At 62.7% G+C, this 11,861-nt stretch carries 9 protein-coding genes; 1 reads left to right on the forward strand and 8 read right to left on the reverse strand.

Annotated features, from left to right (window positions below):
- Positions 1-30: 30 nt before the first annotated feature.
- Positions 31-939 carry a LysR family transcriptional regulator gene (locus tag G7016_RS07960; RefSeq protein ID WP_181112533.1) on the forward strand — a complete coding sequence of 303 codons (909 nt, stop codon included), beginning with the start codon at positions 31-33 and terminating at the stop codon, positions 937-939.
- On the opposite strand, the gene G7016_RS07965 is transcribed toward G7016_RS07960, so the two are convergent.
- The 8 genes from G7016_RS07965 to G7016_RS08000 form a co-directional block, all read right to left on the reverse strand.
- The gene (locus G7016_RS07965) at positions 925-1,701 is read right to left on the reverse strand and encodes a substrate-binding domain-containing protein (RefSeq protein WP_181112534.1); all 777 of its coding nucleotides are present in this window, start codon (positions 1,699-1,701) and stop codon (positions 925-927) included. The two genes, G7016_RS07960 and G7016_RS07965, sit on opposite strands and share 15 nt — an antisense overlap.
- Before the next feature lie 36 nt (positions 1,702-1,737).
- Positions 1,738-3,036: an MFS transporter gene (locus G7016_RS07970; protein WP_181112536.1), complete on the reverse strand. Its 1,299-nt coding sequence runs from the start codon at positions 3,034-3,036 to the stop codon at positions 1,738-1,740.
- 173 nt (positions 3,037-3,209) lie between these two features.
- Complete coding sequence (locus G7016_RS07975) at positions 3,210-5,726, reverse strand: M10 family metallopeptidase C-terminal domain-containing protein (RefSeq protein ID WP_181112538.1); 2,517 nt, start codon at positions 5,724-5,726, stop codon at positions 3,210-3,212.
- 54 nt (positions 5,727-5,780) lie between these two features.
- On the reverse strand, positions 5,781-8,900 hold the full coding sequence (locus G7016_RS07980) for an efflux RND transporter permease subunit (protein ID WP_181112540.1): 3,120 nt from the start codon (positions 8,898-8,900) through the stop codon (positions 5,781-5,783).
- Positions 8,900-10,066, reverse strand: a complete 1,167-nt coding sequence (locus G7016_RS07985; protein WP_181112542.1) for an efflux RND transporter periplasmic adaptor subunit — start codon at positions 10,064-10,066, stop codon at positions 8,900-8,902. Before G7016_RS07985 ends, G7016_RS07980 begins: the two co-directional genes overlap by 1 nt.
- Before the next feature lie 109 nt (positions 10,067-10,175).
- Positions 10,176-11,072 (reverse strand): pseudouridine synthase, encoded by an 897-nt coding sequence (locus G7016_RS07990; RefSeq protein WP_181112544.1) that lies wholly within the window; start codon positions 11,070-11,072, stop codon positions 10,176-10,178.
- A 51-nt stretch (positions 11,073-11,123) separates the two neighbouring features.
- Positions 11,124-11,450: a transcriptional regulator gene (locus G7016_RS07995; RefSeq protein ID WP_181112546.1), complete on the reverse strand. Its 327-nt coding sequence runs from the start codon at positions 11,448-11,450 to the stop codon at positions 11,124-11,126.
- 160 nt (positions 11,451-11,610) lie between these two features.
- On the reverse strand, positions 11,611-11,847 hold the full coding sequence (locus G7016_RS08000; RefSeq protein ID WP_181112548.1) for a glutaredoxin family protein: 237 nt from the start codon (positions 11,845-11,847) through the stop codon (positions 11,611-11,613).
- Positions 11,848-11,861: the final 14 nt, after the last annotated feature.

The following is an 11,861-nucleotide window of genomic DNA, read 5'->3' on the forward strand; positions in this document are numbered from 1 at the left end:
TGCCCCTCTGCCGATCAGTGAATACCGTCCGTGAGCATCAATTTCGATCTGAACGACCTTCAGGCTTTCCGCGCCGTGGTGGAAACCGGCAATTTCCGGCGCGCCGCCGAAGCCGTTCGCATTACCCAGTCGGCCTTGAGTCGGCGGATCGAAAAGCTGGAAACCGCGCTGGGTGTAAAGCTGTTCGAGCGCACCACCCGTAAGGTGTCGCTTACCAACATGGGCCGGGCGTTCCTGCCCCAGGTGGAACGCTTGCTCGATGATCTGGACCTCGCCCTGCTGAGCATCGGCGACGGCAGCGCCATGCGCACCGGTACGCTCGTGATCGCCTGCGTGCCGTCGGCGGCGTATTACTTCATGCCCCATGCCATCCGGCGTTTTCACTCGCAGTACCCCAGGATCAAGGTGCGGTTGATAGACGCCTCGGCCAATGAAGTGAGTGCGGCGGTAGTGTCGGGAGAGGCTGATTTCGGGGTGAGTTTCAGCGGCAATCTGGCGCCGGAAGTGGAATTCAGCTCATTGCTCGAAGAGCGCTACGTGATTGCCTGTCGCCGGGACCACCCGCTAGCCACGCTGGAGCAGGTGACCTGGGCGCAGGCCTACGAGCATGAATACATTGCGCTATCGAAGAGCTCGGGCAACCGCCTGGTGCTGGACCGCGCACTGCGCCACCTTACGCCAGCCAGGGAAAGCATCTGCGAGGCCCGGCATGTCACCACGGTAATGGGCCTGGTAGAGGCAGGCCTGGGCATCGCCGCGGTGCCCTCCATCGCGATGCCCGTTTCTGCCCACCCTATATTGGCCAGCGTGGCGCTGGTGGAGCCTGAAGTGGTACGCCAGATGGGCCTGCTCAAGCGTCGCGGGCGTACCCTTACCCCCGCGGCGCTCGAACTCGAACGGTTGGTTCGGCTACTGCCTCAAGGTTCAGTGGGAGACTGAATCCAGCCCTGTTTTCTGCACCGTTGCCTGCGCTTCCGGCGAGCCAAGGTATTGCAGCAACTTGCGGGCCTGAGCCGGGTGTTCGGCATTCACGGGCACCCCACCGGCGAAACGGGTAACCGACTGCACATCCTCCGGGATCTTGCCCACAAAGGTAACGCCCGGCACCGGCAACAGCTCAGCCACTTGCTGGAACCCCACCTGGTAGTCGCCGGTGGCAACGACCGACGCCACGGGAATGCGCTCGATCATCTTGCTTTTGGGCACCAGCTGGTCCTGGATACCCAGCTTCTTGTACAGCTCCTTTTCGATATACACGCCGCTGGCGCTGTCCGAATACGCCACGGACTGGGCCTTGAGCAGCGTTTGTTTCAGCTCGGCATCGGTGCCGATAGCGGGCTTTTCAGCACCCGCCCTCACCACCATGCCGATACGCGAATCAGCCAGCTCAACGCGGGAGGCGGGATCGACCTTGCCTTGCTTGATCAATTCATCCAGCGCATAGCCCACCATGATTACCGCATCGGCATGCTCGCCGCGAGCCAGCCGGTTAGGAATGGCTTCCGGGGCCTTGCCCATGGATGGGCCTAGCACGGTTTTCAAGGTGTCGCCGCTTTGCTCGCTGTACTGCGGGCCAAGGCGTTGATAAGCCGCGGTGAAACCGCCCGAGGTCATGACCGTCAGCTCCTCGGCGTGTGCCAGAGGCGACACAACCGCGCAGGCCAGGGCAAGAAACGAAAGTGATTTGGACAGAGAATGCATCTGCAGCGCTTCCTTGTTGTGTGATGAACGTCGAGCTCAAGCCGGAACGGGCGCGCCAAGGCGCAGGCGGCGGTACAGCACCAGGGTGGCGCAGAACGCGCAGATCGCCGCGAAGATCATCCAGTAGGCAGGCGCGGCCTTGTCCCCCGTGATGTGAATGAGCCAAGTGGAGATCGCCGGGGTGAACCCGCCGAACACGGCGGTCGCCAAGCTGTACGCCAGCGAGAAGCCGGCAACCCGCACCTCCACTGGCATGATCTCGGTCAGCGCCGGAATCATCGCGCCGTTGTAGATGCCGTACAGGAAGGACAGCCACAGCAACACTTCGAGCATATGCGCAAAGCTTGGCTGCTGAGCCAGGTACGACAGCGCCGGGTAGGCGGTGATGGCAGCGAGCAACGACATGGCCGCTAATAGTGTCTTGCGGCCGAAGCGGTCGCTGAGCATGCCGCCGATAGGCAGCCAGAAGAAGTTCGACACGCCGACCAGCAGCGTCACCATCAGCGCATCGGCGGTGCTCAATTTCAGAACGGATTTACCGAACGTGGGTGCGTACACCGTAATGAGGTAAAACGCCGTAGTGGTCATGGCCACCATCAGCATGCCCAGGATCACGATACCGACGTTGTCCAGCAACGTCCGGAACACGGCTTTCATGGTAGGCCGGTGGGTACGGGCCTGGAAGGCTTCTGTTTCCGCCAGGTTGCGGCGCAGCAGGAAAATGAACGGGATGATCACGCAGCCGACCCCGAACGGAATGCGCCAGCCCCATGCGGCGATGTCAGCCGGTGCCATCCACTGGTTGAGCGCATAGCCGAGAGCTGCGGCCACCACGATCGCCACCTGCTGGCTGGCCGACTGCCAGCTCGCATAAAAGCCCTTGCGGCCCGGTGTGGCCATTTCAGCCAGGTAGACCGACACACCGCCAAGTTCCGCGCCTGCCGAGAAGCCTTGAAGCAGCCGACCCAGTAGCACCAGCGCCGGCGCCCACAGGCCGATGCTCGCGTAGCCGGGTACCAGCACGATCAGCAAGGTGCCACTGGCCATGATCGACAAGGTGACGATCAGCCCCTTCCGGCGGCCCACGTCGTCGATGTAGGCACCAAGGATTACCGCGCCGAGCGGTCGCATGAGGAAGCCGGCGCCGAAGACGGCGAAGGTCATCATCAATGAAGCAAACTCATTGGACGCGGGGAAAAAAGCAGCGGCGATTTGCGTGGCATAAAAGCCGAAGAGGAAAAAATCGAACTGCTCGAGGAAGTTTCCGGAGGTAACCCGGAACACCGCTCCCGCTTTGGACTTACCGGCAGGCGCCGAGGTAGTGGACCCTTGCATATTATTCTCCAGCGACTTTTGGAATGTTTGTAAGCGCTTGTTGCAAGGATTCTCTGCCACATTTGCAGCACGGATAAGCGTTCATTTCTCATGGATTGATGCACACATGCGATCAATGCACCGAAGCCCCCGGCGCCAGGGCGCACAGGGGCTTAGGTGGGTAACCTGCAGGATCAAGCCAGGTCGCTGGCCGCCTGCCCTAGCAGGGTCAGGTCTGCAGTTACGATGGCAGGGCCCCACTCGATATGGTTGTATGTCAGCGTCGCGGTCTGGTCCCCCACGAACGTGAGCTGAAATGAGCGCCCCTGATCATCGACCGTGAAGTCCCGCAGGTAGGTACGGTCCAGCGTGGCGTTGTAGCTCACGTTCAACGTGCCGTGGGTGCCATCACCCAGGTCGGTATAGCCCAGGCCGCTGAGGACCAGCCGGTCATTGCCCTGAGCGAAATCCGTGATGAGGTCACTGTGGCTGCTGGTGGCCGTGCGATAACTTTCGGAGACCGAAGACACGTAGAACAAGTCGTCGCCGCTGCCACCGATCAGGCGGTCGCTCCCTTCCCCGCCGGTGAGGCTGTCGCGGTTGGCACCGCCCGTCAGCCGATCATTTCCAGCGCCGCCATTCAGTACGTCCGAAGCGTTATCGCCGGTCAGCGTATCGGGCCCGGCGGTTCCGGTCTGATACAGGCTCTCCACAGGCGAACTGACAACGACGCGCCCCTGATCGACCCAGGCGAAGTCGATCCCGCCGCGCTCCAGCGCGGCCACCTGATCACCGCTCAATGCGGCTTCGAAATGTGCGCCATCTCCGCCCGCCTGGGCCGAATACAGCCGGGTAAGAGCATTCTCACTGTCGTAGGCCAACGCCAGGGTGGTACCGGTGCCGTCACCCAGCGCAGTGAAGCCCAAGGCGGAAACATCGACGCGGTCGCCGCTATTGCTGTCGAAGTCGATGATCTGGTCACGCCCAGTAGTGCCGCCTTGTGCGGTGACCTGGCTGTCGGACAGGTTGGAAAACACAAAGGTATCTGCCCCCGCTCCACCGCTCAGCCGGTCACCGCCGGCGCCACCGTCGAGGCGGTCAGCGCTGCCGCGCCCGTAGAGGTTATCGCGGCCGGCCCCGCCCAGCATGGTTTCCTCGCCTTGGGTAGTGCCGTACAAGGTGTCGCTGCCGTCGGTGCCCGTGATGCTGGCCTGGAAATTGTCATCGGTGAGCAGCCCGCGGTAATCGCCCACCAGGCCAATTTCAAAACGGCGCCCCTCGCCATCGGAGTCGTAGCTCTTGAGATAGGTGACGCCTTTGTCCGCGTTGTACACCAGGGCCAGGGTGCCCTCGTGCCCGTCCCCAAGGCCGGTGAACCCCAGGCTGGTCACGTCGATCTTGTCAGTGGTTACGTTGAAACCACGTAGCTGGTCGGCGTAGGTGGAGGTAGCGCTGCGGTAGCTGTCTGCAAGGCTTTGGTAACGGAACGTCACGCTGCCCTCGTGCCCGCCCGTCCCCCACAAAACATCCCTGCCCTCGCCGCCGATCAGCGTAACGTCGCCCACGCCTGCGTTGATTTGGTCAGCTCCTGCGCCGCCGTCTATTACGCGATCCACTGGTAGCGTAGTGCTGTAGTAATCGATGGTGTCCGCTTGCGCGGTACCTTGGCTGAACAGGGTAGAGGTATTGGTGAGCAGTACGCTGCCGGCCCCCTCGATCACCGGCGCGCCAATGCCTTGGGCCAGGTAGTTGCCTGCCACCTGCGTGGCATTGCTTTGGCCGGTTTCTACCACGCTGACAGGGGCTGCGTTACCGTCGCTCGCCAGCCAGTTCAGGAAGGCGTTTTCGCTCACCTGGGTGGACGTGCTGCTCTCCAGCGCCACGGCAGTGGCGGTGCCGCTGAGCAGAAACTGGTTGTGGGCCAGCACCGTACCTTCAGCGCCGTCTGCCTGAATCAAGGTGCCCTGGCGGCCCGTGAGGGTGATGTATTGCAGGCTGGCATTCTCGGTACCGTTCAAGTGCACGCCGTCCAGCCCGTTACTGCTGACGCTGCCTCCCACCAGGCTGGCGCCAGCGCCCTGCAGTAGCACGCCGTTGCCCGTGTTCTGCGTGCTGACAAGGCCCGCCACCGCCAGTGGGCCGGTCAGGTTCAAGCCATTGCCATTGTTGTCGCGAACAATGGTATCGCTCAGCTGGCTATCCACCAGCCCTGACGCGACGATGCCGTCGGCGCCGTTATTCTGCACATAGGCTCGGGTAACCGTGACCTGGCTGCCCTCTGCGCGCAGATCAAGGCCATAGCCGGATAATTCCTGCGCCACCACCCGGTCCAGCACCACGCCGCTGCTGTCCCCGTTTACCCAACCGCTCACCTCGCCACTGGTGTTGCTGCGGTTGCCGTCGAGGGTCAGAAAGCGTGCGCCTGTGTTGTCACCCGCACTGCTCAGGAGGGCGCTGGTATCCTGCGCCCCGCCCGCCAGCTTGAGCACCACCTCGGTGCCATAGCCGGCCGGGCCTTCGATGATGACGTTGGCGGGCAGCGTCAAGGCAGGGCCGCCGTTGTCGCCACTGATGAGGTAAGTGCCGGGCGTAAGCTGTACTGTTCCGCCGCCCGCCGCGGCCGCTGCATCAATAGCCGCTTGCAGGGCCTGGGTGTCATCGCTGCGCCCGTTGCCGAGCGCGCCGTAATCGCTAGCCTGGAACACTGCCATTGCCTGTACTCTCGGTGAGATCAAAGCTGGAAGTGTAGCGGCTGGCTCGGGGTGTCAATCCAGGCCGGCTACCGGCGCGGTCCTGCGTCGTCGCCGCTCCACTACGCTCATCACCAGCACGAAAAACACGGGCACGAACACGACCGCAAACGTAGCGGTGAGCATGCCCCCGATTACCCCTGTACCAATGGCCTGCTGGCTGGCCGAGCTGGCCCCGGTGGCGAATACCAGCGGCACTACCCCCAGGATGAATGCCAGCGAGGTCATCACAATCGGCCGCAAGCGTAGCCGCGCCGCCCGGACAGCGGCCTCCATCCGGTCCATTCCCTGTTCATGCAGGCTTTTGGCAAACTCGATGATAAGAATGGCGTTCTTGGCAGACAGCCCGATAAGGGTAATCAGGCCCACCTTGAAGAACACGTCATTAGGCATGCCCCGCAGGGTGACGGCAAGCACTGCCCCCAGCACACCCACTGGCACCACCAGCAACACGGCGACGGGGATTGCCCAGCTTTCGTAGAGGGCGGCCAGGCACAGGAACACCACCAGCATGGACAGCCCCAGCAGCAGTGGCGCCTGGCCCGAGGAAAGGCGCTCCTGCAGCGACAGCCCCGTCCACTCGAGGGTGAAACCCTTGGGCAGGCTTGCCGCGAGGCGTTCCATTTCCTCCATGGCCTGGCCAGTGCTGTAGCCTGCAGACGGCGCGCCGGACACACTGACCGCTGGGTAGCCGTTGTAGCGATTGAGCTGGGCTGGCCCGCGCTCCCATACCGCCCTGGCGAAGGCGGATACAGGCACCATCCTCCCCTCGCTGTTTCTTACCTCCAGCCGAAGCAGATCGTCGACCTGTTGGCGATGCTCGCCTTCACTCTGCACGATCACCTGTTGCATCCGCCCCGCATTGGGGAAGTCGTTCACATAGGCGGAGCCCACGGCAATGGACAGCACGCTGGCGATATCAGCGAAGGAAACACCCATGGCATTGGCTTGCTGGCGGTCCACCTCGATGTTGACCTGTGGCGTTTCCGCGAGCGAGGCTTCCCGCACGTTCTGTAGCAAGCTGCTTTGCAAGGCCTTGCCGAGTAGTTCATTACGCGCCTGGCGCAGCGCGTCGTACCCCTGCCCCGAGCGATCCTGAAGCCTTACTTCGAAACCGCCCGACGTGCCCAACCCGTCTATCGGCGGCGGCAACAGGCTGAAGGCCATTGCATCCTTCAAGCCCGAAAAGGCGGCGCTGGCCCGGTCCGCGATGGCCTGGGCTGTATCCTCGGCCCCGCGTTCGGCCCAGTCCTTGAGCGTGGTAAACGCCAGCGCAGCGTTTTGCCCGCTCCCGGAGAAGCTGAAGCCAAGGATCATCACCGTGTTGTCCACGCCCGGTTCCTGCGCGTTGTGCGCTTCTATCCCGCGCGCCACCTCGATGGTCCGGGCCTGACTGGCGCCGGGCGGCAGCTGGATGTCGGTGATGGTATAGCCTTGGTCCTCGGTGGGCAGGAAGGAGGACGGCAAGCGCGCGAAGAGCACGGCCATCAGTGCGCAGAGCAAGGCGAACACCACCATGTACCGCCCTACGCGGTTCACTGCGCTGCGTACCCAACCCTCATACCGCTGGTTTATGCGATCGAAGCGGCGATTGAAGCCGCCAAAGAACCCTCGCTTTTCCCGGTGCCCTCCCGCCGGCAAGGGCTTGATGACCGTGGCGCATAGCGCTGGCGTAAGGCTGAGCGCCAGGAATGCTGAAAACAGGATGGCCACCGCCATCGAGAGCGAAAACTGTTGGTAGATCACGCCCACCGAGCCGGGCATGAAAGCCATGGGGACAAACACGGCCGTCAGCACGAGGGTAATACCGATGATCGCGCCGCTGATTTCCGTCATCGCCTTGCGGGTGGCGTCTCGTGGGGATAACCCTTCCTGCGCCATCAGCCGCTCCACGTTTTCCACCACCACGATCGCATCGTCCACCAGGATACCGATGGCCAGCACCATGCCGAACAGGGTGAGCACATTGATGGAGAACCCGAGCAACAGCATGGCTGCACATGTGCCCAGCAAGGCCACGGGCACCACCAGTGCCGGGATCAGCGTGTAGCGGATGTTCTGGAGAAAAAGGAACATCACCACGAATACCAGCACCATCGCTTCGAGCAGGGTATGGATCACCTTGGTGATGGAAATCTTCACGAAGGGCGCTGTGTCGTAGGGGATGTCGTATTTCACGGCCGCCGGGAAATACCGGGACAGCTCCTCGAGCCTGTCCCGCACAAGCGTCGCGGTGCTCATGGCGTTCCCCGCAGGGGCCAGCTGTACGCCCAACGCTACCGAGGCATTGCCGTTCAAGCGGGTGGCAAAGTTATAGTTTTGCGCACCCACCTCTACCCTGGCCACGTCACCGAGGGTCACGTTCGAACCGTTGCGGTTGGCTTTGAGCACGATAGCCGAGAAGTCCTCAGGTGTACTCAACTGCCCCGTCACCCTTACTGTGGCAGTGACTTCCTGCCCCGCCGGAGCGGGTAGATCACCAACAGCGCCAGCGGACACCTGGATGTTCTGGGCGGCGATGGCCTGGCTGACGTCGCCGGGGGTGAGGTTGTAAGCGATGAGCTTTTGAGGGTCCACCCAGATCCGCATGGCGCGCTCCGAGCCGAACAACTGCACCTTGCCCACCCCGTCCAGACGCCGAAGTTCGTTCACCACGTTACGGGCCAGGTAGTCACTGAGCGCGATCTCGTCCAGCCGCCCGTCCGTGGACGTCAGGGTGGCGAACAGCAGAAACCCGGCCGAGGTTTCCTCGATCTGCAAGCCTTGTTGGGTGACTGCCCGAGGCAACCGGGGCTCTACCACCTTGAGCCGGTTTTGCACATCCACCTTGGCCAGCTCCGGGTCGGTGCCGGGCTTGAACGTCACAGTAATAGTCGCGGTGTTCTGGCTGCTGCTGGAACTGAAATACAAGAGGTGGTCGACCCCGTTCAGCTCCTGCTCGATCAGGCTCACCACACTTTCGTCAATGGTGTGGGCAGAAGCCCCTGGGTAGGTTGCCGTGAGTTCGATCTGCGGCGGTGCCACGCTGGGGTACTGGGCCACCGGCAGGTTGGGAAGCGCGAGCAACCCCACAAGTGCAATGAACAGCGCAATTACCCAGGCGAACACAGGCCGCCCGATAAAAAACTGTGCCATCAGCGTTGCTCCCCAGGCCCGGTTGCCAAGGTGGCCTCCTGCGCCTGAACCACCACCCCCGCCTGGGCATGCTGCAGCCCTTCGACGACTACCCGGTCGCCCGCGCCCAGCCCAGCCTGTACAACCCAACGGTTTCGCTGCACGGCACCCAACTCGACCGGCCGCTCCCGCACCTTGTCCTCAGTGTCGACGATCAGCACGAACGCCTTGCCGGCCGCATCGCGCTGCACGGCCCGCTGTGCAACGGTAATACCTTGGGCGCTTCGCGCCTGGTCCAGGCGCACACGGATAAAGCTCCCGGGGAGCAATTCCTTCTGCGGATTGGGGAACTGGCTGCGAAGGGTTATCTGCCCTGTGCTCTGGTCTACCGTGAGGTCGGAAAACAGCAACTGGCCCTTGAGCGGATACTCAGAGCCGTCTTCCTGAAGCAGCGTTGCGCTGATTTGCCCCTGCCCCAGTGCTTGCACCTGGCCGGTCTGTAGAGAACGCCGCAGCTCGGCGATCTGCCGAGTTGTCTGGTTCACGTCCGCATAGATCGGCTCCAGTTGCTGGATGGTCGCCAACGCAGTGGTATCGCCCTGCCCCACCAGCGCGCCCTCGGTTACCAGTGCCTTGCTGGTACGCCCCGAAATCGGCGCCGTTACGGTGGCGTAGCCAAGGTTCAGGCGCGCACGCTCGAGGGCAGCGCGGTTGGCATCGACGTCGGCCTCCGCCTGCAGGTAGTTCGCCCGGGCGTTTTCAGCTTCCTGCCGGCTCACGGCATCGTAGGTCGCCAGTTCCCGATAGCGTTGCGCCTGCAAGCGGGCCTGGTACCGGTTGGCCTCGGCTTTTTTCAGGCCTGCCGCGGCGCTATCCACATCCGCCTTGAAGGGGGCGGGATCGATCAGGAACAGCACGTCGCCCTGCTTCACGTCGCTACCTTCGCGATACACCCGTTTGAGCACGATGCCAGCGACACGCGCCCGAACCTCGGCCGTGCGCGGCGATACCAGCCGGCCATTGAGTTCAGTGGTGAGCGTGAGCGCTTGCGGCTTCACGGTTTCGACCGCGATTTGCGGAGGCGGCGCCTGTGCGGCTGATGCTGACGGCTTCTCGCAACCGGCGAGCATTACCATGCATACGCTCATCAACAAGCAGGTCAGGGCGCAACGGGTAGACAACGGCATCACGGCACTCCGGAACAGGTGCCGCCATGCTAAAGCCAAGCGGGCGTTTTAAGACAAAGAAGTGTGTAAAAGCTGTAAGTAATTATTAAGCCAGCACGCTTCGACGGGCTTACATCGTGTTCAAACTCAGCGCGCTCTCGAATGCCCGGCGCGCCCCGGTGAGGGGATCGTCAAAAGCGAGCGACCGTGCCAACAACTGCAGTGGGCGGTTGTAATCGTCGGGCTCGCCCGGCGGAGCCACCGCAGGATAGAAGGGGTCGTTGCAGATAGGGGCCCCCAACCCGGCCATGTGCACCCGCAACTGATGGGTACGCCCGGTGATTGGAAGCAGCCGGTAATGCCACAGCTCACGCCCTGCGTCGATGACTTCCAGGCGTGTTTCGCTGTTGGGCGCCCCGTCGGCTTCACGCATCCGGAAAAAAGGTTCGCCACGCACGATCCGGCTATGGCGTGTGTGAGGGAAGGCGATATCGGGCAATGCCGGAGCAATGGCTTCGTATGCTTTATCTATGCGGCGTGTGGGAAACAGCTGCTGATAAGGCCCTCGACTGTCCGGGTTGGTGGAAAACATCACCAGGCCGGCGGTGTGCCGGTCAATGCGGTGCAGCGGCACCAGATGAGGGTTGCCTGTTTCGCGGATAAGCCGACGCAGGAGGGTTTCTTCCACAAACTCCCCGGCGGGCGTTACTGGCAGGAAGTGGGGTTTGTCCGCGACCAGCAGGTGGTCGTCCAGGTGAAGGATCCGCTCCTGTACCGGGATGGGGCGCTCCAGGGGTACCTCACGGTAATAATGCACCCGCAGCCCCCGGCGGTAGGGGTGTTCCGGCGTAAGTGGCACCCCGCGTTCGTCCAGCACCCGAGCGCGAGCGAATCGATTTTCCCACTGAGCGCGGCTGATAGCCGGGAAGCGGTCGACAAGGCAGTCCAGCACGGTCACCCAGGCCCCCGGCGGCAGCACTACGGTGCTGGCCTGAGACGCAGACGGAACGAAGGATGGCGCGGGCATGGTGGTTTCCTGGTTGGCGGGGGCGGGATTATCCCCTGCCCGGCCGCGGCGTTAAAGCACCACGCTCTGCTTCTGGCCCGCGGCCAATGCCCTGGAATGGCGCTCCAGCCAGCGCAGCACGTCTACCGCTTCCCAGCGGGCAGGGTCGAACAGCGCATAGGCTTGGCCTTGGAACCCCATCACATCCAGCCGCTGGTGGTAGCCGGCGCGCTGAAACAGCGCCTCGATTTCGGCAAAACAGGTGTTGAAGTGCAGCTTGCCAAAGGGCGTTTTGCTCTCCATGACCAGCCCATCGAGGCGTAGATCGAGCACCGCTTCGAACACCGTTTCCGGTGACATGTGATTCACGCTGCTCTTGAGTTGTTGAATGTTGATCACGTCCCTTTCCTTAGTGTGCGGCGCCAGGCCGTGCCACTGTATTTTTATACAGCATATTGGCACGCAAGCCTAAAGGCAACGAACGCTCGTCCGCCGGTTGGCGCGAATCCTTTCGGGGTCGCATTGTGCAACGGCTACGAACGAATTGGCACAAGCGGTGTTATTTCAGGAAGTGAACAACCTGATCCGGGCTGAAGGGCCAGTCCAGTACCGCGCCGGTATCTACCCGCCTCAGCAGCGGTGCGCGCGCCTCGTAGCTGGCCGGTACGCCGCCGGCTTCTTCAAGGTCGATCAGTTCGACCCACAGGCCGTGCTCCACCAAGGGCAACAATGCCGCCTCGGCAAGCGCACAGCGTGGGCAATTGCGGGTAACGAACAGTTGGCATTCTGGGCACATGGCGAGGCGGACCC

It is taken from the genome of Pseudomonas japonica (assembly GCF_013522925.1).
Taxonomy (GTDB): Bacteria; Pseudomonadota; Gammaproteobacteria; order Pseudomonadales; family Pseudomonadaceae; genus Aquipseudomonas; species Aquipseudomonas japonica_A.